Annotated in this window: 17 protein-coding genes and 4 pseudogenes; 17 read left to right on the forward strand and 4 right to left on the reverse strand. The window is 64.0% G+C overall.

Annotated features, from left to right (window positions below; translation table 11 throughout):
* Nucleotides 1-166: 166 nt before the first annotated feature.
* Together ACQKQD_RS31030 and ACQKQD_RS31035 are read left to right on the forward strand one after the other, a co-directional pair.
* Nucleotides 167-328, forward strand: a complete 162-nt coding sequence (locus tag ACQKQD_RS31030) for a hypothetical protein (protein WP_427510540.1) — start codon at nucleotides 167-169, stop codon at nucleotides 326-328.
* A 59-nt stretch (nucleotides 329-387) separates the two neighbouring features.
* Nucleotides 388-1440, forward strand: coding sequence for an HD-GYP domain-containing protein (locus ACQKQD_RS31035; RefSeq protein ID WP_427510541.1), 1053 nt, complete (start codon nucleotides 388-390; stop codon nucleotides 1438-1440).
* A gap of 509 nt (nucleotides 1441-1949) precedes the next feature.
* On the opposite strand, the pseudogene ACQKQD_RS31040 reads toward ACQKQD_RS31035, so the two are convergent.
* Nucleotides 1950-3048 (reverse strand): annotated as a pseudogene (locus ACQKQD_RS31040) (IS3-like element ISMex11 family transposase).
* A 490-nt stretch (nucleotides 3049-3538) separates the two neighbouring features.
* On the opposite strand from ACQKQD_RS31040, the pseudogene ACQKQD_RS31045 reads away from it, so the two are divergent.
* Nucleotides 3539-4376 (forward strand): annotated as a pseudogene (locus ACQKQD_RS31045) (IS5 family transposase).
* A gap of 684 nt (nucleotides 4377-5060) precedes the next feature.
* Here ACQKQD_RS31045 and repB read toward each other — a convergent pair.
* Nucleotides 5061-6098, reverse strand: a complete 1038-nt coding sequence (repB, locus tag ACQKQD_RS31050; protein WP_427510542.1) for a plasmid partitioning protein RepB — start codon at nucleotides 6096-6098, stop codon at nucleotides 5061-5063.
* Nucleotides 6095-7312: a plasmid partitioning protein RepA gene (gene repA / locus ACQKQD_RS31055; protein ID WP_427510543.1), complete on the reverse strand. Its 1218-nt coding sequence runs from the start codon at nucleotides 7310-7312 to the stop codon at nucleotides 6095-6097. Before repA ends, repB begins: the two co-directional genes overlap by 4 nt.
* Before the next feature lie 345 nt (nucleotides 7313-7657).
* Between repA and ACQKQD_RS31060 the strand changes: the two are divergent.
* From ACQKQD_RS31060 to ACQKQD_RS31080, 5 genes and pseudogenes are all read left to right on the forward strand, one after another.
* Nucleotides 7658-8837 (forward strand): annotated as a pseudogene (locus tag ACQKQD_RS31060) (IS256 family transposase).
* A gap of 662 nt (nucleotides 8838-9499) precedes the next feature.
* Nucleotides 9500-9901 carry a type II toxin-antitoxin system RelE/ParE family toxin gene (locus ACQKQD_RS31065; RefSeq protein WP_427510544.1) on the forward strand — a complete coding sequence of 134 codons (402 nt, stop codon included), beginning with the start codon at nucleotides 9500-9502 and terminating at the stop codon, nucleotides 9899-9901.
* 74 nt (nucleotides 9902-9975) lie between these two features.
* Nucleotides 9976-10365: a helix-turn-helix domain-containing protein gene (locus tag ACQKQD_RS31070; protein WP_427510545.1), complete on the forward strand. Its 390-nt coding sequence runs from the start codon at nucleotides 9976-9978 to the stop codon at nucleotides 10363-10365.
* A 238-nt stretch (nucleotides 10366-10603) separates the two neighbouring features.
* Complete coding sequence (locus tag ACQKQD_RS31075; RefSeq protein WP_427510546.1) at nucleotides 10604-10861, forward strand: transposase family protein; 258 nt, start codon at nucleotides 10604-10606, stop codon at nucleotides 10859-10861.
* Nucleotides 10824-11181 (forward strand): annotated as a pseudogene (locus ACQKQD_RS31080) (transposase); the annotation flags it as partial. The gene ACQKQD_RS31075 and the pseudogene ACQKQD_RS31080, both read left to right, overlap by 38 nt.
* A gap of 40 nt (nucleotides 11182-11221) precedes the next feature.
* On the opposite strand, the gene ACQKQD_RS31085 reads toward ACQKQD_RS31080, so the two are convergent.
* Nucleotides 11222-11665, reverse strand: coding sequence for an exonuclease domain-containing protein (locus ACQKQD_RS31085; protein ID WP_427510568.1), 444 nt, complete (start codon nucleotides 11663-11665; stop codon nucleotides 11222-11224).
* Between the two features lie 143 nt (nucleotides 11666-11808).
* Here ACQKQD_RS31085 and ACQKQD_RS31090 point away from each other — a divergent pair, with 143 nt between their 5' ends.
* The 9 genes from ACQKQD_RS31090 (at nucleotide 11809) to ACQKQD_RS31130 (ending at nucleotide 22346) form a co-directional block, all read left to right on the forward strand.
* Entirely contained in the window at nucleotides 11809-12075 is a 267-nt protein-coding gene (locus ACQKQD_RS31090) for a helix-turn-helix transcriptional regulator (RefSeq protein ID WP_427510547.1), read from the forward strand.
* On the forward strand, nucleotides 12065-13879 hold the full coding sequence (locus ACQKQD_RS31095) for a P-loop NTPase fold protein (RefSeq protein WP_427510548.1): 1815 nt from the start codon (nucleotides 12065-12067) through the stop codon (nucleotides 13877-13879). The genes ACQKQD_RS31090 and ACQKQD_RS31095 overlap by 11 nt, the downstream gene beginning before the upstream one ends.
* 330 nt (nucleotides 13880-14209) lie before the next feature.
* Nucleotides 14210-14866 (forward strand): sigma-70 family RNA polymerase sigma factor, encoded by a 657-nt coding sequence (locus ACQKQD_RS31100; protein WP_427510549.1) that lies wholly within the window; start codon nucleotides 14210-14212, stop codon nucleotides 14864-14866.
* The gene (locus tag ACQKQD_RS31105) at nucleotides 14863-15462 is read left to right on the forward strand and encodes a hypothetical protein (RefSeq protein WP_427510550.1); all 600 of its coding nucleotides are present in this window, start codon (nucleotides 14863-14865) and stop codon (nucleotides 15460-15462) included. Before ACQKQD_RS31100 ends, ACQKQD_RS31105 begins: the two co-directional genes overlap by 4 nt.
* Before the next feature lie 4 nt (nucleotides 15463-15466).
* Nucleotides 15467-18832 carry a UvrD-helicase domain-containing protein gene (locus ACQKQD_RS31110; protein WP_427510551.1) on the forward strand — a complete coding sequence of 1122 codons (3366 nt, stop codon included), beginning with the start codon at nucleotides 15467-15469 and terminating at the stop codon, nucleotides 18830-18832.
* 86 nt (nucleotides 18833-18918) lie between these two features.
* Nucleotides 18919-19644, forward strand: coding sequence for a multiubiquitin domain-containing protein (locus tag ACQKQD_RS31115; protein ID WP_427510552.1), 726 nt, complete (start codon nucleotides 18919-18921; stop codon nucleotides 19642-19644).
* Nucleotides 19637-20257 carry a putative metal-binding protein gene (locus ACQKQD_RS31120; protein ID WP_427510553.1) on the forward strand — a complete coding sequence of 207 codons (621 nt, stop codon included), beginning with the start codon at nucleotides 19637-19639 and terminating at the stop codon, nucleotides 20255-20257. Before ACQKQD_RS31115 ends, ACQKQD_RS31120 begins: the two co-directional genes overlap by 8 nt.
* Nucleotides 20254-20742: a Mov34/MPN/PAD-1 family protein gene (locus tag ACQKQD_RS31125; RefSeq protein ID WP_427510554.1), complete on the forward strand. Its 489-nt coding sequence runs from the start codon at nucleotides 20254-20256 to the stop codon at nucleotides 20740-20742. Before ACQKQD_RS31120 ends, ACQKQD_RS31125 begins: the two co-directional genes overlap by 4 nt.
* Before the next feature lie 2 nt (nucleotides 20743-20744).
* A complete protein-coding gene (locus tag ACQKQD_RS31130) occupies nucleotides 20745-22346 on the forward strand; it encodes an E2 ligase fold family C protein (RefSeq protein WP_427510555.1) in 1602 nt (533 codons plus the stop codon).
* Nucleotides 22347-22410: the final 64 nt, after the last annotated feature.

Genomic DNA, 22410 nt, shown 5'->3' on the forward strand with positions numbered 1-22410 from the left:
CAACCCATGGGCTGTAAACGCGATGACTGACATCTGCCTCCTCCCGGTCCGGCCTTCCAGCTTGAGCCAGAGTGGGCGCCTGGGTGCCGATCTGGCTGCCGCATACGCGCGTGGGGAGGATCTCGGCTCTCGGGTACCGCACATTCAAGCCGGCAGTGAGTGGCTTATGGAGTTGAGCCGTGCGTTCAACGGTGCGCTCGATGAACTGGATCGCTCGCTGGCCGGCCTCGGCGTACTGGATCCGGCCGCGCGGGAAGCCATGCGGGGCATCGCGAACGCGGCTGCGGACCTCGCCATCACGGCGCAGCGGTTTCCGCCCGCCCTCTGACTGCGCCCATCATTTCAGGCCGGACGCAACACCGGCCGCATCATCCGAAGGAGGCCGGCTTGGGCAGGCTGTTGTTGATCTCTGACGACCTGGCCCGGACCGGCCGCCTCGCGCGGTCCCTCGGCCCGGCACGGCGCTGCACCGTCCACGACCTGTATGACGATGCCGTGCCAGCGGGGCAGCCGGACCTCATCGTCGGCGACGTCGCCCAGCTTACCTCGGAGGCGATCACGCGCCTGCGGCGGATGCTGGAGCCTCTGCGTGCTGCTGGTGCCCCGTTCCTGTTCCTGACACACGGCAACGCCGCTCGTGCCGAAGCCCAAGCCCGGCTTCTTGACCCAACCGATATCGCCCCGGCGCTGACTGTCCTCGAGCGGCTGCTGGCCAGGATCGAGCGGCTCCAGGAGGTCGGCGGTTCCGCCGTCGCTGCCCGGATGGCGGACGAAGCTCGACAGTTCTTCGACCGGACCTTCTTCTCCGGCCGGATGGTCACGCCCGAGCTGGCGAGTACCGGCACCGGCCTGATCGCTCGAGCCGTGCAGCATTGTGGCATCCGCGACTGGATCGGGGCCGTGCAGCACTTCGACGAGGCCACGCACCGACACTGCCTGATCGTCACAGGCTTGGCCGTCGCATTTGCGACTAAGCTCGGCTTTGCCGATCTGGACAGCTACCGCCTGACCAAGGCCGCGCTTCTGCACGATGTGGGGAAGACCCGGATCTCGCTAGAGATTCTGAATAAGCCCGGTCGGCTCACCGATGACGAGATGGCGGTGATGCGCACGCATGCGACGCTCGGCTACGACATGCTGGTCGGCAGCGGCTTCTCACCGGAGATGCTGCAGGTCGTGCGCTCGCATCACGAGATGCTCGACGGCTCCGGCTACCCGGACGGGCTGGGAGCACCCGAGATCCCGGACCTAGTCCGATTGGTGACGATCTGCGACATCTACGGCGCGTTGATCGAGCGGCGGCCCTACCGAGCACCGATGCCGGGCGCGGAGGCCTACGGGATCGTGCAGTCCATGACCGGCAGGCTAGACGCCGATTTGGTCGCGGCGTTCCGCCCGGTGATGACTGCGTTCGATCCGGCTGCAGCACTCAATATCTGAGCGGACATTCCGTTCTGGAGCTTCCCCGGTCGCAGCCGCGGCAGCAAGCACGGCCTGATAGCGGACATAATCTCGACTTCTGATGGATGGTGAATGCTGCGCCTCTCCCAATGTGCATGTATCGTTTATCAAATATCGGGTTTGGCTACGGAAATCCTGCCAAACAAAGGCTTTAAATCCTGCGAGGCCTATCCTTAAATAGATATCAAGCAACTAATATCAGTAGATCCTTAATGGCATTAAGACAAGATAGCCCTAATGCAATCCCGTCGCACGGTCTGACTTTGATATTCCGCAAAGCAACCTACAATGACGCGCAAGCCAATCTCGATGCGCGCAATCGCTCGCTTACGGTCATTGATCCGCTCCAGTGAAGTGGTCCGCCCTGAGGTATGGCTTTCGGGCCAGTGTGGAGTCGACCCTGTTTGTGGTCCACAACCTATGCAAGTTCTCGGGCTGTGTGAGGGTCCCCCGGATCTTGGTCCGGCCGGAAGGTGAGCTTCCGGATCTCATTCGGCGGCCTGCAGGGCCGCCGCCAGGGCGAATTCCTGGGGCGTTCGCCACCCCAGGGCGGTGTGAGGACGGCTCTCGTTGTAGTGCCGCCGCCACGTCTCGATCTTGCTCCTCGCGTCGGCCAACGACAAGAACCAGTTCGCGTTCAGGCACTCGTCGCGCAGCCGGCCGTTGAATGACTCGACCAGCGCGTTGTCGGTTGGCTTGCCGGGGCGCGAGAAGTCCAACGTGACACCATTCTCGTAGGCCCAGCGGTCGAGGGCCTTCGAGACGAACTCAGGCCCGTTATCGACCTGAATCGCGCACGGTGCTCCGCGCAGCAGCGCCAAGCGGCCGACGACGGCCACGACCTGCTCGCCTTTGATGCCCTGGTCGACCTCGATCGCCAGAGCCTCGCGCGTGAACGCATCGACGACCGTCAGGGCCCGCAGCCGGCGGCCGTCGAACAGCGCGTCGGAGACGAAGTCCATCGACCAGCGTTCGTTCGGCCAGAGCGCCGCGGGCTGACGCTCACGGTGTGCCGCGCTGACGTGCCGGCGCGGCCGCTTGAGCCGCAGGCTGAGGCCCTCATCCCGGTAGAGACGGTGGACCCTCTTATGGTTTACTCGCCAGCCCTCCCGGCGCAGCAGGATGTAGATCCGGAAGTACCCGTAGCGCACCCGGCTCTTGGCCAGATCGCAGATGCGCATTCGTAGCGGTGCCTGATGGGTTTGGTCGAGCGGTAGCGGATGCCCGACCGGCCGACGCCGAGCGCGGCGCGGCCGCGCCGCTCACTCACCCCGTGCGCCTCCTGAACCTGGTGCACGAGCTCGCGTCGCCGAGCAGGCGTCAGAGCTTTTTTGCAAGCACGTCCTGCAGGATGTGCTTGTCGAGGCTCAGATCGGCCACGAGCTGCTTGAGCTTGCGGTTCTCGTCCTCGAGCTGCTTCAGCCGCCGCAACTCGCCCGTCCCCAAGCCACCGTAGAGCTTCTTCCAGCGGTAAAACGTCTGCTCGGAGATGCCCATCCGGCGCAGCACCTCCGCGACCGGTGTCCCGGTCTCGGCCTGCTTCAGCGCGAAGGCGATCTGCTCTTCGGTGAACCTGCTCTTCTTCACGGCTCTGCTCCTCCCCTCAGGGGCTCACGAAACCGGAAAACTCCCACTCACGCCGGACCAAAGCGATGGGAGGACGTCAACAGCCCGAGAACCTGCATAGGCCTTGGACCACAAACGGGGTCAACTCCAATCCCCCCTCCCCTGCAGCCTCGATCCGGACCTGCCCCCGGGGGCGTGCAAGAACAATGGTACTTGCGAGCGCCGACGAGCGGCATGCGCGGATAATAGTGTAGCCTCGCCACAGGTACCCGCTTCCGAGATGACTGCCGCAGACACGGCTGGGATCCCAACGGGTAGCAAGCCTAAGACTGCAGTTTTTCAATATTGCGCCTGAACCGATCCTGACGCAGCCGGCGCTACACCCTGTCAGGGACAACCTGTCGGAGTACGGGATGCGGCGTATGCGAGCCGACCGAAGCGGTCGAGCCAGCCTCCTAGGGCGTCTCTGCAAAGGGTTCACAGGCCGCGGGATCGGCCCCATGTGGGCCTGATGCGACGCTTTGAACTGACTGACGCGCAGTGGGAGCAGATCGCCCCACTGCTGCCTCCGCAGAAGCCGCGCACCGGCCGGCCCGCCGAGGATTACCGCCAAGTGCTCAACGGCATGCTCTGGATCCTGTGTACCGGTGCCCCCTGAGAGGACCTGCCGGCCCGCTACGGGGCGGTCGGAACCGTGTCGAGCCGGTTCTACCGCTGGCGCAACGCCGGCGTGTTCGACCGGGTGCTGCAGCGCCTGCAGGCGCAAGCGGACGCCCGCGGCGCCCTGGACTGGGATCTGCACTTCGTGGACGCCACGGTGGTGCGCGCCCACCAGCACGCCGCCGGGGCACGCCGGTCCGGCGCCATCGGGGGGTGAGGCGACCGTCGAGGGCGTGGGCGAAGCGCTCGGGCGCAGCTAGGGCGGGTTCTCCACCAAGCTGCATCTGCGCGCCGAGGGCGGCGGCAAGCCGATCGCGGCGGTGCTGACGGCCGGCGAAAGGCACGAGCAGTTCGCACTGGACGCCTTGATGGACAAGGGCGCGGTGCCGCGCTCAGGGCGAGGCCGCCCGCGCCTGCGGCCCCGTAGGACGGCAGGGGACCGGGGTTACTCCAGTCCGCCGGCGCGTTGTCGCCTCAGGCAGCGTCGGATCGAGCCGGTCATCCCGACCCGCAAGGACCAGCCGCGTCAGCCCGACTTTGACAAGGCCGCGTATCGCGAGCGCAACAAGGTCGAGCGGCTGATCAACCGCCTCAAGCAGTATCGCCGCATCGCCACCCGCGACGAGAAGCGGGCTGCCAACTACCTCGCCATGGTCACCCTGGGCATGACCATGCTCTGGCTCACATGAGTTTGCAGAGACGCCCTATTGACCTCGCCCATTCATTCAACAGTGCGTCGCAGTCTCGATTCTGGATTTGTAAGGTCACACGCCGTCGCAGCGACGCTCCTGCAGCATACATCACCCGCCGATCCGTTCAAAACCGTAAGAATCGGCGCTCGCAGGAACCGCGCTTTGGGAAAGGCAACTAGTGTGCTGCTGTTGATAGTATGACGACTAATTGACCCGTCTTCCGGCTGGGCGCGAGAAATCATGCCATTAACCATATTATTCCGCGGCTCCTCGTCAGATTCTCTGCCGTTCGAGCGGACGCTGGTGGATCGAACTCAAGGGTCACAGTCGGGAATGTCCCCACGTTGGCGACACCAAAGACTTGAATGCCGAAGGACGTGCTTGATGCCGGATGGTCGATGCTGCGCGGCCACCTCCTATCCGCATCCGATCGCGTACAGGGCTCTTAAGCCGACATCGAGAAAGCCTACAAATCGCAAGCCTCCTCGGCCCGTGGCTGCATCGCAGCCCGAAGGGCCGAGTCAAGTATGCGATCAGGCAATGGGCATGTGGCGCAGATCATGACCGCAACCAGAATCCCCCACTGAGGGCACACGCTTCAGATGTGACGCCCTCCCCGATCGGAGTAAGAAGACACGCCCTTTATACGCTGGGAGACATCACGACTTCACAGTGGAATGGTCACCGAGCGCGAGCGCGGTAAGCGGCCAGCAGTTCAGGCAACTGTTCGAGCACGTAATCTGCAAATCCCGGCTCAACCGTCTCATCAAAAGTGGCGGCTATACGATTTGGCGCGTGTTCAATCCGCACAAGTTTTCGCCCTTCAGGATCCTTCCAGATCCGTGTTCTTGGACGCCTATCAAGCTTCGGTGATACCAGGGTCAATACGGCGACGAACCGCTCGTCAGTTTTCTTGGCCTGAAAGTTCGGATCGGCCAATAGGGCGGCAACAGCATTCCGGTCAGCAGATTTTATGCCTTCGGCAAGCAAAGTCCATCGCGGTCGGCCAGCGGCGGGAGCTGGGCCGACCGCGGATAGAATATCTTCGGGAACTGAGCGGGCAACCGAAATTAGGGTTGATAGCTCACTCTTCAGCACTCCCATCGCAGCAGTTATTGTTTCTCGACGGAACCCATGTTCCTCCAACCGACGAGCAAAGAAAGCGCGTTCGATGAAGCTCAAATCCCTACGCTCGAGATTTTCTTTACCTTGAGCGACAACCAACTCGTCATCTGTCAACGGACGGACGACGGCACGGACCGGTCGCTTCAGTATTTGCGCCGCTCGTGTTCTGCGTCGTCCATAAGCAATCTGGTATCGCTCGGGCGAAGTCGGGTGAGGGCGGACCAGCACGGGTACTTGCTGCCCACTTTCACGAAGGCTGTCCACAAGCGCCATCAAGCTTGGGTCGCTCGCATCCGCGACGCGATCTGCTATAAACGAGTCGTCGATCAGTGCTGTGTCGAGTTCGACAATTGCCGAACCCATTTGCAGCGCAGCTGCAGTGTCAGCCTGTGCGGCGAGACCACGTAGGGTGCTGCTCATTGCTCGAATAGCGCCACTGCGTTGGCGCTCTTGGACTGGGCTAGGATTGTTCACAGGTGTGAACTGAGAATCGTCGGACGGCTCGTTCACAGGTGTGAACTGATCCGCTTGTGGATCGCCCTTCGTCTTCTTGGGTCGCCCGAATACGGCGTCGAGGTTCGATTTGCGGTTCATAAGCGCCCCCAAGCAGTACGAATCAGGGTTTCGACCTCCGTATTAACGGCTTCAAGCGATTCCAGAGCGCGATCGTAAGTAGCGCGTGTCACACTCTCTCGACCGATCTCATAGAGGGTTTGCTTTGAGAGGCCCGCATCTGATATCGCAGACGACTTCAACATAGGAGCAGTCAAGACCGCGTCTTCGAACAATGTTCGAAGCATCCCGACGATCCGAGTCTGAGGCCCATCCTGCGGCTCGTACCGAGTGACGAGATAGCGAAGCCAATCGTATTGTAGTTTGCCGCCATGATCTGAAACGACACTAAGCAAATCCTCGGTCATAGCGAGGAACTGGCTCATCGACGCTATGTCGAGCATCTGAGGGTGAACAGTGATAAGTAACGCCGTGGCCGCACAGAGCGCAGACAAGGTAAGATAGCCCAACTGCGGCGGACAATCGATGACGATCACATCGTATCTGTCAGCGACAGTTTCGATCGCCTGCAGGACACGATCAAAGAAAAGCGGATCGCCTAGTCGCCTTTGGCTCAGAGCCCGAGGCGTCTCATGTTCAAACTCCATCAACTCCAAATTTGCAGGAACGAGATCAAGTCCCGTGAAATAGGTTGGCCGGATGATAGCACTCAGAGGGCAGGGTGCGTCGTAGCGTATCGCGCCGTACAATGTCTGATTTTCGCCTACTTCGAGTTCAGGTTGGATGCCCAAAAGCGCAGATAGGCTCGCTTGCGGATCGAGATCTAAGGCGAGCACGCGGTAGCCTTTCAGAACAAGCCCCTGGGCAGCATGCGCACTCGTCGTGGTTTTACCAGATCCCCCTTTGAAGTTTGCGACCGCAATTATCTGGATGTGCTCACCTTGAACGCGTCTTGGAAGATAGCGACGACTGGTCCTAGTGTTCGCCTCAAGACATGCCCGCAACTCGTGAACGTCCGCAAGGCTGTATGACCGACGTCCGTTCGCTGAGATCTGGGGAGGGGGGCCTAGTCCCTCCACAGCGAGTTGCTGGATCCGTGACGCAGTCACACCGACCATGCGAGCGACCTCAGCCGAGCCGAAACGCCTCAGCGTCTTAGTCGCACTTGGGGGGAACAAACCGGACGAGATAGCCTGAAGGCGGTCGCGCAGGATGGCGGCGTGCTCTCCAATCATTTCGGCCGGTGAGATTTCCGATGGTGACACTGTCCGGCTGGCCTCGGCGCGCGGATTCATTCCTTCAAACCTCGGTTGCAGAAAACTCGTTCGGACGCCGGATAAGCCGCAAATGCGTCAGGGGGAAGCCGATTTCCAGCCGGTGCATCATTCCTTCTGAAGGAACGGGGACTACCTGCAACGAACAAGCAGCGATGCCAGCAGGGGAGGCGGCGGCTTGGACGGGAACTCGTCTCGAGACCATGGTCGTGTCCCGGGTGATGGTGTAGCTCGCTGGTAGCGGAAGAGCCCGCCTGCGCGCCGGTCACAGCGCTGTAGCAGGCGGGATCTCCAGCGGGGTGGTCATCGGCGGTTGCCGGGTAGGGTCGGGTTACGAGTACCAACCCCTAACCCGTGAGCCCCTCGATGACCGACGAGCTGATGGCCCTGCGCGGGCTGATGGAGAGGAGCGCCGACGCCGATCTGCTGCACGAGATGATCGGCTTTGCCGCCGAACGGCTGATGGAGTTGGAGGTGGGTGGCCTGACCGGCACGTCTCACGGCGAGAAGAGCGCCGCGCGGCTGGTCCAGCGCAACAGTTACCGCGACTGGGACTGGCAGACGCGGGCCGGCACGGTGCAGTTCCGCATCCCCAAGCTCAGGAAGGACTCGTACTTCCTCAGGTTCCTGGAGCCGCGCGCATGGCCGAGAAGGCGCTCACCGCCGAGATTCAGGAGACCTACATCTAGGGCATCTCGACCCGCTCCGTGGACGATCTCGTGCAGGCGATGGGCGGCACGGGTGTGTCGAAGAGCGAAGTCTCGCGCCTTTGTCAGGAAATCGACGAGCGCGCGGGTACGTTCCTCGACCGGCCCATCGAGGGCGAGTGGCCGTATCTCTGGATCGACGCGACCTACGTGAAGCTGCGCCAGGACGGCCGTATCGTCTCTGTCGCCGTCATCGTGGCAGCCGGCGCGAGGTGCCCGGCATGGACGTGGACCCGTCCGAGGCCGAGACGTTCTGGACCGACTTCCTGCGCAAGCTCGCCCGGCGCGGCCTGTGCGGCGTGAAGCTGGTCATCTCGGACGCGCACGAGGGCATCAAGGCGTCAGTGGCCAAGGTCATGAACGCGACTTGGCAGCGCTGCCGTGTCCACTTTATGCGCAACGTTCTCGCCCATGCCGGGCGCAGCGGGCGGCTTGTCGTCTCCGCCTTCATCGCCACGGCGTTCGCCCAGGACGACGCCGAGGCGGCCCGGCTCCAGTGGCGGCGCATCGCCGATCAACTCCGGCCCAAGGTGCCCAAACTCGCCGCCCTGATGGACGAGGCCGAGCCGGACGTGCAGGCCTACATGGGCTTCCCGGCCGCACACCGGGTCAAGCTCCACAGCACGAACCGGCTGGAGCGCCTGAACGGCGAGATCAAGCTTCGGACTGAGGTCGTCGGCATCTTCCCCAACGAGGCGGCCATCACCCGCCTTGTGGGCGCGACCCTGCTCGAACAGAACGACGAATGGGCCGTCCAGCGAGCCCGTTACAGCACTCTGGAAAGCATCGCTCCAATCGGCGATGATCCTCTCGTCAGCCTGCCCACCCTGGTAGCCTGATCCTTCCGGCCCAAGCCGGTGATCGTGGTGGCTCTCAGCGAGCTACAACCGGGCTGGAGAGCTGATGCGCGCTCCGCCCTCGCCCCCTCGCTCGTGGCGGCCAGCCCCATGCCGCCGCGAGCCTACCGTCGCGCCGAGGTCGAGGTAGCGATCGAGACCGCCCTCGACACGGTGCACCGGCTCATCGCGTATTCTGGACCCCCTCGACGGTGACGTGGATCTCAAACCTGAGGAGCCGGAGACCGGCGTTCGCGAATCATGCGGCTTAGGCACCCACCGCTTCGACGTCGGGGCCGCCGCGTGAACCCGCTGGATCACGTCCCGCTGTCGCTGCACAAGATGGTGCACGACCTCGTGTTCCTGACGCGGATGTGAGCCTAGGAGCGGCGGTTTCAGCGTCACCCCCACCGCCGGCGGCACCATGTTGCTGAGACCGGGCGCCACCTCGACGGGATGAAGGCGGAGCTAGCGTTCCGAATGGCGCTGTGCCGCTGGAACCGGACTAATGGTCCTGAACCACATACCGCTAGTGCTGTGCCAGCGATCCAAAGCTAGGCTGACCGCTGCTTAGCCATCCTGTGCCTGCACTTTTATGGTAAATTTACCATTGCCGACGAAACCGCTTCCGGGTTATGGTAGTTTTGCCATACAGGAGCTACCACATGAGTGAACCACCATCGAAGCCACCCGACAGCGACCTAGTTTGGCTCGGCCGGACGATGCAGGCTGTGACGGAATTCCCGCCCGAGGTGAAGCGACAGGTTGGGTTCGCCCTCCGACTCGCCCAGAAAGGCCGTAAGGCAGATGGGGTGAAACCCCTGACCGGCGAGAAGGACTTCAAGGGAACGGCGGTTCTGGAAATCGTCGAGGACGACGACGGCAACACCTACCGAACGGCCTACGCGGCTAAGTTTGAAGGTGCCGTCTACGTTCTTCATGCCTTCCAGAAGAAATCGACGAAGGGCGTGGCTACACCACGCAGAGACATCGACCTCATCAAGGCCCGCTTGGCCGAGGCGAAACGGCACTACGCCGAACACTACGCGAAGAAGGACGTCGGCTGAGGCTGGCACCGAACGACTGAACTACAGCCCCTCTCTGGATAGGAGAGGGGCTCCCCCCAGACGGACAGGCACCCATGGCACATCATCTCAACAAATTCGCTGGCCGTCCGGAGATTGCTTCCGGCGCCGCGAACACCGATGACGTGGCCACTCCCAGCAGCGGCAACGTCTACGCCGATCTCGGCTTCGCCGATCCCACAGAGGAGAGCCTGAAGGCCGACCTCGTAATCAGGATCATAGACGAGATCGCATGCCGAAAACTGACCCAGGCCGCAGCCGCACGGCTACTCGGCCTTAGCCAGCCCGACGTGTCCAAACTGCTGCGCGGACGCACCGGCAGCTACTCCCTCGAGCGCCTGCTCGCGTTCACACGCGCACTGGGCGGCGATGTGGAGATCGTCGTTCGACAGAACGCACCTGAGCGGCCCGGTCGGCTGAACCTTCGCGTGTTGGAGCCCGCCTAATCCTAAACGCATGTCTCCTGTTGGCAGAGAGCGCCGTCGGCCCAGGGCCGGCGGCGTTTCTCATTCGCGACGATCGAAAGGCGTCGAAGCGGCTAGCGAACAGCTAGTGCGGGTATTCCTTAGCTCGATTCATATGAGGCGTTTCCGCGAGGGTAATCCTCCCTCGGGTTCGCGGTTCTCCCGCACTTTGTGTGGAACGGTCGCGGTGACGGATGGCACGGGCTGATTCACCAGAGGAATGATCCTGTCCTCTTCCCTGCCGGGCTGCACCGTCGAGCGCGTCATTCGGAGCGACGGTCGTCTTGTCGTCTTTGCCCATGCGCGGCGTGTGCATGGGCGTTGCCCAACCTGTGGCACGACCAGCTCTGCCGTTCACAGCCGCTATGAACGCCGTCCGGCCGATTTGCCGAGCGTCGGTCAGCCCATGACGCTGCGTCTGCGCATCCGACGCTTCTACTGCCATGATCGACCTCGTTCGCATCCGGCAGGATGCTGAGGCAGCCCGCGTCGCCGGCCTGGCGCAGCGGTTCACGATGCTGGTGCGCGCCTGCGGCCTCGATGGCGACCGACCGGTGGATGCGGGGGGCGAGTTCGACAGATGGCTCTCAGAAACGTGCACCTGTGGCGTCGCGGCATTGGAGACCTTCGCGGCTGGCTTGGCGCAGGACGGGCCGGCGGTTCCGGGCGGCGCTGACGACGTCTTGGAGCAACGCGCAGGCCGAAGGGCAGATCAGTCGGCTGAAGATGCTTAAACGTACCATGTACGGCCGCGCCAGCTTCGCACTCCTCCGCCGCCGCGTGCTCCTCGCTGCCTGATCCACACAAAGTGCGGGAGAACCGCGAAATCAGGGGAGGATCACGCCTGCGTCAGGCTGCACCCCCACGCCTTCTGCGCCAGCAACGGACAGAGATCCTCGGCGAAGCGGCGGTCGTAGGCGCTGTTGTGCGCGACGATCAGCGACGCGTTGTCCACCATCCGTGTGACGCGCGGCCGGTCGATGATGTGGCCTTCGACCATGGCCGGGTCTATGCCGGTCAGGCGCGTGATCTCGGGCAAGATCGGCCCAAAGGGTTGCTGAAACGAACCGTACGGCTCGCCCGAGGCGATCACGCGGCCATCCAGCGTATAGGTGAAGGGGACGAGGCCGATCTCGATGACTTCGTGAACGTTATGATCCAGCCCGGTGGCCTCGATGTCGAGGATTAGGCCGTTCTGGATCGGTGCATCCCCAGCGTCATCGAAGATGCGCCGAGGCTTGACGTCGCACGACGCGATAGTTGCTGTCCCTTTCCAGAGCAGCGGCGATCAGTTCGGGGGCGATATTCCGCATGTCTTGTGCTCTCCGTCCGCGTGGGACATTCCTAAGATAGCTGGCCCGGTCCAAAACGGTGCAATTTGAACGATTTTTGCACATCACGTTTCCATGATCGGAGCGGATGGACGTGGACAAGGTGCTGATGCGGGCTGGACGTGCGCTGTTGGGCTGGTCGCAGGACGACCTCGCCCGGCAGGCCGGCGTGCAGCGCCAAGTCGTCTCGACTTACGAGAACGGCACGCGCACGCCCCATCCCGCCAATCTGGATCGCCTGGTTGCGGCGCTGCGCGAGGCGGGCGTCACAGAGATCACGCGCAAGGATGGCTCGGCCGGGGTCGTTGCGACCGCAAAGACGCTCCTCGCGCTTCGGTTCGGAGATCCTGATGGTGATTGACGCCGAGCCCGTGCCGGTCGATCGCAACGCACACGTGAAGGCTTATTTAGCCTACTACGTCGGCCTGCCGAAAGCGCCGCACTACGCGGTGCTGCTCGACGGCGCTTGGGGCATCGGCAAGACGTTTCTGCTCAAGGCGTTCCTCGACGGGCTCAGTGACCCGGAATTCAGGTTCGTCTACGTGAGTTTGAACGGTCTGGCATCGACGGACGAGATCGACGACGCGATCTTCCGCGCCACCTTCCCGCTCCTCGATAACCGCGCCTCGCGCTTTGCCGGGCGGTTGGTCAAGTCGGTCGCCAAAACCTTTCGCATCGAGACCGACCTGAAGCTTCCCGACCTGCTGCAGCGCGGCTACGCCGATCTGTACGTATTCGACGATCTGGAACGGTGCGGCCTGCAGATCGCCCGCGTCCTCGGTTACGTCAATGAGTTGATCGAGCACGACGGGCGCAAGGTCATCCTCGTCGCCAATCAAGCCGAGATCTCTAACGGCAAGGCCTATGCCCGGATCCGCGAAAAGGTCATTGGCAAGACCCTTCACGTGCAATCCGCACTGGAAGATGCCTTGGCTGCGTTCCTCAAGACCGTCGCTGATCCCGGCACGCGCGCGTTCCTGACAGCAAAGATGGATCTGATCCGCGCGGTGTACACGCAGGCGGCGTTCGACAACCTGCGACTCCTGCAGCAGACCATCTGGGACTTCGAGCGCTTCTACCTGGCCCTGGACGATCGACACCGCGCCGATGACCGCGCGATGTCGGCGCTCCTGCGCATGTTGTTCGCGCTGTCGATCGAGCTCAAAGCCGGTCGGCTGAAGCCGGACGATCTCAGACGACGCCAGCCGGACTTGGCAGTCATCGCCAGCCGAGTTCGCGGGCAGACGATCGAGTTCACATCGTTTGAGCTGGCGGAGGCGCGCTATACCGGGGCGGAACTCGCCGACCCCGCTCTGTCCGACGAAACCCTGATCGCGCTTCTCGCGGAGGGGTTCGTCGATGCCGCCGCGATCCGCGCGGACCTCGATCGAAGCTGGTACTTCGTCTCGGTGGCCGACGAGCCGGCTTGGCGGACCGTATGGCACGCTGTCGAGCGGAAGGACGCCGAGGTGGAGGCGGCTGCCTTCGCGATGGAACGCGCGTTCGCGGCGCGGGCGTACGAGCTCCCAGGCGAGATCCTCCATGTCTTCGGGCTGCGCCTGCGCCTAGCGCGGATCGGGTTGATCGCCGAGCCACTGACGGACGTCGTCGTCGCGGGCAAGCGCTACGTCGACGATCTCTACGCCAAGCGCCGGCTGCGACCGACGGATCGCAGCGACCGGTCACCGGGCTTCGACGAGAGTGGGTACGACGGGCTCGCCATCGCGTCGGTCGACACGCCGGAATTCCAGGACCTCGCCGCCTATCTGCACGCGCAGCGCGAGCAAGCGCGCCTGGACCGGTATCCCGAGGTCGCAGCCGCGATCCTGGCGGACATGAAAGTGGAGCCCGGTCGCTTCTACGTGCGCTTGACGACGATTAGCGGCAGCACCGGTGAGTATGCCCGCGTGCCGCTCCTCGCCAGCCTGGATCCGGCAGAGTTCGTAGCAGCCGTGCTCTCGTTGCACCCGCGCGAGCAGAGAACGGTGTTGCGCGCTCTCCGGGCTCGCTGGGAACACGTTGCCTTGAACGATGTGTTGTCCGGAGAGGCGATCTGGGCCCAGGCCGTGCGCGATGAGCTTTCGGCCCAGGGTGCACGGATGGGTCCGATTGGACAGGAGCGTATCGCCGTATTCCTAAGGCATACCCTCGACCTTGTCCTGTGACGATAGCCTCACTTGCAGCGCGACCGACCCCGGGCTTTTGGCCGCCCGATCAAAGCGTCCTTCGGAAGCGCTGGACGACGTCTGCTGTGGGATAGATTCTTGCTGCGACGGCGATGCGCAGGGTCCTGCAAGCCCAGCCCGCTCGTGATCGCCGCCGTGGTAGCGGGCATTGCGGCATGTGGCGGCGGTGCCTCAATGCCTCAGAAACCGGTCGTTCGCCTCAACCTAGGGTAAACCTTAACCTTGGCGAAAGCGATTCGATCGGCGTACTACCGGATCGCAGCCTGCTCGTTCGCTTAGGAAGCAGGCTCTCGGAGGACGGGAGCAGACGTGGACGCTCAGGCCAGTATCTCGCAAGAGGAACTGCGCGCGGTTTGGACAAGGATCGTCGATGGAGGTGGCCTGGCCGAGCATGATCCACGGACGATCGTCGCGGCCTGCCGCGGCCTTGACCATGGTCCCGATGCCCGCCTCCGCGGAGCGATGGTGGTTCATCTCACGCAGGTGGCCCAGCAGATCCTGCGTCCTCAGGTCGCCGCACATTACCAGAATCGTTCACGAGATCCCGTGGACGAGGTTGTGGAGGCTATGGTCGAGGCCGTCCTCAACCCGAACTCGGCTGATGGCGTCGGCTTCGAGAGATCCTTTCGCGGCAAGCTCGAGAAGCGCCTCATCGACCGAATCCGGCAGGAAAAGAAGCGCCGTGACGTGTTCCCACTCGTGGAGAGAGATGTCGAAGAGCCACCTGTCGAACCCCTGGATTGGAATTCGCTCAGCCCGGAGGACGTCACGGTGATCTGCTCGATCTTGGAGAGTCTACCGGACAATCATCGCCGCGCGTTTCTGCTTCACTGGAAGGGCTTTGGCTTCACCGCGAACGAGGGAGAGAGCATCGCCGGCATGCTGGGCGTCACCCCCAAGACGGCCAAGGACTGGGTCACCCGCGCCGAGACGCGGATCCTCGAAGCGCTCGGCCGATCCCGATGACAAATCCGGAGGAAACCCTCGACGAGGTTCTGATCCAGTTCCACGAGGCAGTGGAGCACGTCACGCCCGAGAACGTGCGGCCTTGGATCGTGGCCTACCCGCAGTATGCCGATGAGATCCGAGCACACGCGGTCGAGAAGCTGGACATGGAACACTGCCGTCGTAGCGCAGCATCCAGCAGCGATATGCGCGACTATTCGGCCCTGGTCCACGCTCTGGCACAACGATCGGCGGCGGAGCCGGGTACGGCACCAGTCCCGGATCTGCGTGAAACGCTGGCCGCACAAAACTCCGACGTCCGCACTTTCGCCGCCGCGATCGGCATCGCGCGCGCCATCGTCGCCGACATCACGACAGGGCAGATTCTCGTCGACACGATCCCGCGCCGATTCCTGCGCCTCGCTGCGGAGCTGATCGGTTGCGACGCCGCGCGGTTCAAAGCCATCGTCGAGAACTCGCGAGCCGCTCCTGTGGCCGTGGCCTTCAAAGCATCCGGCAAGCCCACGGCTGGACGGCCTCGAACTTGGGAGGAGGCCGTCCGCGCCTCCAGCATGACCGAAGATCGAAAAGCGTTCTGGTTGGCGGACGAGGATTGAGCGAGTGGATACGTGGCGCGAGGTTCGGGTCAAGGCTCGCCGGTGCCACGCGCAGGCCGCTGCCCGAGCCAGTGACGGCACAGCCGCGGCGCTTGTGGCGGCGGCGCTCGCGATTGCGGACCTCGAAGTCGATCTGTTCGATCCTGGCACCATCCATGGTCCTGAAGTCGTCGGTGCTCTCGATCGAGGCCCCGGCTTTGTGCGCCTCGCGACGACCCTCGACGACGGGCAGAAGACGATCGTCAGCGCCCATGAGATCGGCCACTTCCATCTTCACGACGAACAGCAATCCTTGGTGCGATCGACGGAGGCCGCCTTCGGCGGACAGCCCTTTGAGACCGGGGGCGAGAAGGTCGTTGCCTACTCGCCACGCGAGCGTCGCGAGATCCAGGCCGACATCTTCGCCCAAGAGTTTCTCCTGCCCGCAGATCAGCTCCGGCAGCGCTTGGTCGCCGATGGCTCCACGCCGTCTCAGATTGCCGCAGACGTAGGATTGCCGGTCGCCTTCGTGACCATGCAGGCGATCCGGGCGATGCTGCTCCCGCCTCTGCCTGAACAGAGTGCGGATGAGGAGCCGTCGCCCGCGATCCCGCTGGACGCCGATCAACGCGTGGCGGCGGAATGGGGCGACACCCCCCTGATCGTTGATGCCGGCCCTGGCACCGGCAAGACGAGCACGCTCGTCGGTCGCGTCGAGTACCTACTCGCCCAAGGGGTCCAGCCTTGGGAGATCCTTGCGCTGACGTTCTCCAACCGCGCCGCGGCCGAAATGCGGGAGCGGATCGAGCGCATCGACGGCGCGGCCGCGCAGCAGATCTGGATCGGGACCTTTCATGCTTTCGGTCTTGAGATCCTACATCTCTACGGGAAGGAGTGCGGTCTACCCGACAAGCTCGACATCCTCGACGAAGCCGGCGCGCTCGGAGTGCTCGAGGGCTTGCTGCCGGGCCTGACCCTGCACCATTTCCAAAACCTCTGGGACCCAGCACTTGAGCTGCGTCCGATCCTGCGCGCGATCTCCCGCGCGAAGGACGAGATGATCACGCCTGAGATGTATCTCGCGGCGGCTCAGGCTGCGTTGGCAGCCGCCGACAAGCCGGAGGCCATTGAGCGTGCCGAGAAGGCCGTCGAGGTCGGCGGCGTCTACACGGTCTACCAGAGCGCGCTCGAGGCGTCGGGCAAAGTCGACTTCGGTGATCTCGTCGGCACAGCCGCGCGGCTGCTGAAGGACCATGACGCCGTCAGGGCTGCGGTTCAGGCTCGACACCGCTACGTCCTGCTCGATGAATATCAGGATGTGAATTCCGCCAGTACGGCCTTGCTCGACCAGATCGCGGTGGGCGGACAGAGGGTCTGGACCGTAGCCGATCCGCGGCAATCGATCTATCGCTTCCGCGGGGCCGCACCGAGCAATGCAACCGGGTTCACCACCCGTTACTCGGGCGCGCAGAGCCGCCCGCTCACGACGAACTATCGTTCGGGCTCGGCCGTGGTGAAGCTGTTCGAGTGCTACGGCAGCGGGATAGCTGCCGCGCCAAAGCCAGCCGTATCGTGGCATCCGAAGCGCGGTGCCATCGGCTTCGTCGATCACATCCAGGCCGAGGATCTGCGCTCCGAGGCCAGCGCCGTGCGCGATCAGATCGAACGTCTCGCCGACAAGGGGATCGCGTACGATCAGCAAGCGATCCTCGCACGGACGCATCTGTGTCTGGCGCGATTTGGACGCCTGTTGCAGGAGTTCGACGTACCGATCCTGTATCTCGGCGACCTGTTCGAGCGACCCGAGATCCGCGATCTCCTCTCCCTCGTGTCACTCGGCGCGGACGCCGACGCGACCGGCTTGCTGCGCGTGGCCCAGTTTCCGGAATACGGCGGCACGCGCGAGGATGCGCTAGTGATCATCCGCGAGGCGGCAGCGACCGGCGAAAATGTCCTCGCGATCTGTGCAGGCGCGGCGGCGATCGATGGCATAACCGGGCGCGGGGGCGCGGGGCTGCAGCGCCTGGCCGAACATCTCGCCGATGTCGGCTGGACGACGACCGTCTGGCAGGTGTTGGTGCGCTATCTGTTCGAGTCGAGCGGCTATCTGCAGCGCTTCGTCGAGGATCCGAGCGTTCGCGCGCAGCAATGCCTGATCGCGATCTATCAGCTCCTGAAATTCGCGCGTGAACACGCCGATGCGACCCGCGGACGTGGCGGCCGTCGCCCGTTTCTGGATGCGATCCGTCGGCTTGAGCGCCTCGATGATGACCGCGCCTTCCGGGTTGTTCCACCCGAGGCTGACGGCATTCCCGCCGTTCGCATGATGACGGTGCACGCAGCCAAGGGCCTCGAGTTCAGAGCGGTCCATCTGCCGCAGGTGGCCACGCGCTACGTGCCGAGCAAGCGTCATCCCATCCGGTGTCCAGCCCCCGTCGGGTTGGAACACCTGGAGGTTCAACAGGCCGACCACAAAGCGGAAGAGGAGTGCCTGTTTTTCGTCGCCTTGTCCCGGGCGCGCGACGTGCTCTCGATCAGTAGCGCGAAACGCTACACCGCGAAACTGGGCTGCAGCCCGTCCGAGTACCTGAAGGATCTCACCGCGGTTCTCCCGAAGCCCCGTTTGGCCCCGACGATCGCGCCAGCGATCTCCGTCACGCCCGCCGTCCCCGTGAGCCTGTCGGGCGCGACCTACGATGAACGGCATCTGCTGATCTACGTGAAGTGTCCGGCGCGCTACCGCTACGAAGTTCTCGACGAACTGGGTGATCGCAGCGCCGGGAGCGCCTACTTGGCCTTCCACGGATGCGTACGCAGCACGATCGCTTGGATCTCCGCACAGCGATCCGAAGGTGCGCGGGTCGATCTCGCTGACGCGCGCGAATACCTTGCGGAGATCTGGGACGAGCGCGGCCCGTGCGGCCACGGGTTCGAACCGGTCTATCGCGCCGCCGCTGAGGGGATGGTCGCCAACGCCGTGACCGCTCTCGCCGATGCCGGACAGGTGATCGATCGGCACTGGAGCGTCGTCGTCGGCGGGCGAACGATCCATCTGCGGCCCGATCGCGTCGTCGAGATGCCGGACGGCACCGTCCTCGCCCAGGTCTTCAAGACCGGTCGCAAGTCGAAGAGTGAGCGGACCAAGGCGGTCTGGGAACTCCTCGGGGAGGCTGTTCGTCAGACGCATCCCGGGCGGCCATTCGAGCTGCAGGCTGTCTACCCGGCGATCCCGGAAGCCGTGCCGATCGACCCGGATCAGGGCGGCAAGGGCATCGCCGAGTACGGCACGGCCCTCGAGGGCATCGAGGCTGGCCGCTTCGAGCCGACGCCGTCGACCGATTGCCCGACCTGCCGGTTCTACTTCGTCTGCACCGCCGAGGATTCTTTCTGACCGGGCTACCGAATCGCCGCGTGCCGCTTCGCTGAAGGTTGCAGAAGGGCGGCTCGATCGTGCCGCCCGCGATGCGAGGCTTGGCGATGCACGAACACGAGACGGACGGCGAGAAGATCCAGATCGGCGACGAGAACCTCGCGTTCCAGGACTACACCCTGCCCGATCCGATGCCGACGGGGCGGCAGATCATCAAGACCGCCGGCAAGCACCCGATCGACGACTACGTCGCTGTGGCGGTGCCGCCCGACAGCGTTCTCAAGATCCTGCACCTCGACGAGACCTTCGATCTGCGCCACCACGGCGTCGAGCGGTTCCTCGTCTGCCCGAGCGAGACCATCTACCGGATCTTCATCGACGGGCAGGATCAGCAGTGGCCGGTCCGTCGGATCACCGGCGTCGTCCTCAAGACGCTCGCCGGGATCGATCCGGCGCGGTTCGACGTGTTCTTGGTCCTTCCGGGCGAGGACGACATTCTGGTCGCCGATCACGACTTGTTCGACCTCGCGCGGAAGGGCGTCGAGCATTTTCAGACGGTGCCGCGCAAGGCTCCCGCCGAGCATGGCATCACCCTGCGGGTCGTGGTCAACGGCACCGAGACCGAGCTCAAGGTGCACGCGGAGACGCTGCTGACGCAGGTTCGCACCGAGGCGCTGCAGAAGTCCGGGAACGTCGGCCGGCCGGACGACGACTGGGAGTTCAAGGATGAGGGCGGCAACCTCCTCGATTTGTCGCAGACCGTCGCCGGCGTCGGCCTGCACGACGGTGACTTGGTGTGGCTCAGCCTCAAGGCGGGGGTCGCCGGTGCCTGAGCCGCAGACGGTCGATCCTGAGGTCTCCCGCGCGAAGTTCGCGCGGGAACTCGCTGATTACCGCGCCCTGGAGGAGACCTACCGCAAGCGCGGCCAAATCCTCCTCGACGCCACCTTCCCGCAGGTCTGCGTGATGTTCGCGGTCCCCAAGCTGCGCCCGTCACCGATCCTCGCCTGCGTCGTTGTCGATTTCACCGACTACGACGTCCAGCCGCTCTCGGTCCGCTTCGTCGATCCGTTCACCCGAGAGCCGGTTAAGGCGAAGGACATGCCCCTCCCGATGCTGCGTAGGCCGCCGGTGCCGCCCGGCATGCCGATGGAGATGTACCTGCAGCTGATGCAGCAAGGCGCGCTTCAGATGAGCAATCTGCTTCAAACCAACGGGCCTGAAGACCCACCATTCCTGTGCCTGCCCCGCGTCCGGGAATACCACGACAACCCCGCGCACACAGGTGACGCATGGCTTCTCCACCGTCGTTCTGGCGAAGGCTCCTTGGCCTTCATCCTCGACACGATCTGGACCCACGGGATCAATCCGATCGAGAACTATCAGTTGGTCGCGCAAACGCCGACGATCAACGTGGGCCTCGATCTCCAGCGAGTCCCGGAGTGAGCGGTCTGGCGGCCGTGAGAGCTGTCGCGCTCCCCCGGACGTGCGTCGACATCGCGCAGGAGCACATGCGCCGTGTCGGTCGTGCGGGCCATGAGGGGCTGGCGCTCTGGGTCGGTCGCCAGTTTGGCGAGCGGTTCCAGGTCGAGCAGACTTGGATCCCTGTCCAACGCCACGTCCGCACCGACGACGGCGTCTGCGTGTGCATCGAGGCGGACGAGCTTCACAGCATCAACGTCCGGCTACACCGCGAGAAGCTCACGCTGCTCGGGCAGATCCACAGCCACCCGGGCCGGGCCTACCATTCGGACACCGATGATGCATTCGCGATCGCCACGGCGGTCGGGAGCCTGTCGCTCGTCGTACCCGACTATGCGGCCCGCCCGTTCGCACTCGCAGAAGCCGCCGCTTATCGCCTCGATGCCCGCGCGCGATGGGCACGGGTGCCCGGAAACGCGCTGACGCAACTCATCACGATTACGGACTGAGCATGGCCCTCGCAAACTTCTTCGACCGTGCCGCCACGGCTGCGTCGCAGGTCCTGGCCGGCTTCGGCGTAGCCGCCTTCTCTCATCGGCTCCAAGCGCAGGTCGTCGGAATCGCCTTCGACGGGGCCGCCGCCCGCTCGCTGGAGGGCGCAGCTCTTCTTGATCTCACGGTCCGCCTGCTCGCCCGCCTTTACCCAACCCTCGCGATCCACGCCGCGGACGATCAAGCCCGCGAACGGGCCGCCGAGCTCTTCGGCGTCGCCCGTGCCATCAATCCGGCTATCGACCTACAGGAGGATGCCGGGCGGGCGACCATCACCGTCTGCGTCGGCCAGACTGTCCCAGAAATCGCGGGCACAAAAATGTTTGCCGGTTCTGACGGCTGGATCGCCCGTTTTTCGTCTACGGGGCCGGTCGGGTGCGGGACGAGCGCCAACCCGTTCGGGGCAGGTGCTGCGGCTTGCATCGCCGTCGCCAACGTCTTCCGCGCCGTGTTCGCCGATCAGATCCCCGCCGGCGGCCTCGACGGTGACATTGCCCTGGACCTGCGGAGTTACCGCTCGACCGCAATGAGCGCGAAAGGCGGCGAAGTCGGCCCGGTCGATCTCGGAGAGACGCACCTCGTCGGCCTCGGGGCCATCGGCAACGGTGCCGTCTGGGCGCTTGCGAGGCTGCAGGCGTTGTGTGGCACGCTGCACCTCGTCGATCACGAGACCGTCGACCTGTCGAACCTGCAGCGCTACGCGATGATGGTGCAGTCCAACGTCGATACTGCGAAGGTCGAAGTCGCCGCAACGCTGCTCGCCGGCACAAGCCTGCGCGTCGTGCCCCATCGTGCGACGTGGGGGGCATACCTCGCCGCCCGGGATGATTGGCGGCTTGAGCGCGTCGCCGTCGCCCTCGATACGGCGCGGGATCGCGTCGCCGTTCAGGGGGCTCTTCCCCAATGGATCGTTAACGCCTGGACGCAGGAAGGCGACCTCGGCGTGTCCCGCCACGGCTTCGCCGATGGTCGGGCTTGTCTCGCCTGCCTCTACCTGCCGACCGGGGAGGTCATGGACGAGGACGACCGCATCGCCGATGAGCTTGGGCTGCCAGAGGCTCAGCCCGACGTGCGGCGCATGTTACAGACCTCTGAGCCGGTCCCTATCGCATTCATCGAACGGATCGCCACCGCACTCGGCGTGCCCATCGATGCGCTACGTCCCTTCGCCGGTCAGCCGCTGCGGAGCTTCTATCAGAACACCATGTGCGGCGGTGTCGTGTTTCGGCTGACCAACGGTACGCGGCCAGTTGGGACCACCGTCCCTATGGCTTTCCAATCCGCGCTCGCCGGCATCTTGCTCGTCGCCGACCTCGTCAAGCACGCCCGAGGCGAGCTCAACAACGCCACGACCGCAACGCGCATCGATTTGTTGCGGCCGCTCGGCACCTACCTCAACGACCCCCGTGCCCGTGATGCGACCGGGCGATGCATCTGCGGGGATCGCGATTTTCAGCAGGCCTATCGAACGAAATACCGAGGCCGAACAATTCACGATGCCGAGACTCGCCCTGCATCAATCACCAAGAGATCCTACCCTCCAAAGAGTCTCGAGAGGTAGGAGGTTAGGAAATGGTAACTTTATAGATCAATGCAGCGGGCCCGAAAGAAGCGAGTAGCCACAA

The organism is Methylobacterium sp. NPDC080182 (assembly GCF_050281105.1).
GTDB lineage: Bacteria > Pseudomonadota > Alphaproteobacteria > Rhizobiales > Beijerinckiaceae > Methylobacterium.

Coding starts and splice junctions, on each gene's coding strand:
- ACQKQD_RS31030 (WP_427510540.1), top strand. CDS start 167: ATGGAGTTGAGCCGTGCGTTCAACGGTGCGCTCGATGAACTGGATCGC.
- repB (WP_427510542.1), bottom strand. CDS start 6,098: ATGAACCGCAAATCGAACCTCGACGCCGTATTCGGGCGACCCAAGAAG.
- repA (WP_427510543.1), bottom strand. CDS start 7,312: ATGAATCCGCGCGCCGAGGCCAGCCGGACAGTGTCACCATCGGAAATC.
- ACQKQD_RS31065 (WP_427510544.1), top strand. CDS start 9,500: ATGAGTGAACCACCATCGAAGCCACCCGACAGCGACCTAGTTTGGCTC.
- ACQKQD_RS31070 (WP_427510545.1), top strand. CDS start 9,976: ATGGCACATCATCTCAACAAATTCGCTGGCCGTCCGGAGATTGCTTCC.
- ACQKQD_RS31075 (WP_427510546.1), top strand. CDS start 10,604: ATGATCCTGTCCTCTTCCCTGCCGGGCTGCACCGTCGAGCGCGTCATT.
- ACQKQD_RS31095 (WP_427510548.1), top strand. CDS start 12,065: ATGGTGATTGACGCCGAGCCCGTGCCGGTCGATCGCAACGCACACGTG.
- ACQKQD_RS31105 (WP_427510550.1), top strand. CDS start 14,863: ATGACAAATCCGGAGGAAACCCTCGACGAGGTTCTGATCCAGTTCCAC.
- ACQKQD_RS31115 (WP_427510552.1), top strand. CDS start 18,919: ATGCACGAACACGAGACGGACGGCGAGAAGATCCAGATCGGCGACGAG.
- ACQKQD_RS31130 (WP_427510555.1), top strand. CDS start 20,745: ATGGCCCTCGCAAACTTCTTCGACCGTGCCGCCACGGCTGCGTCGCAG.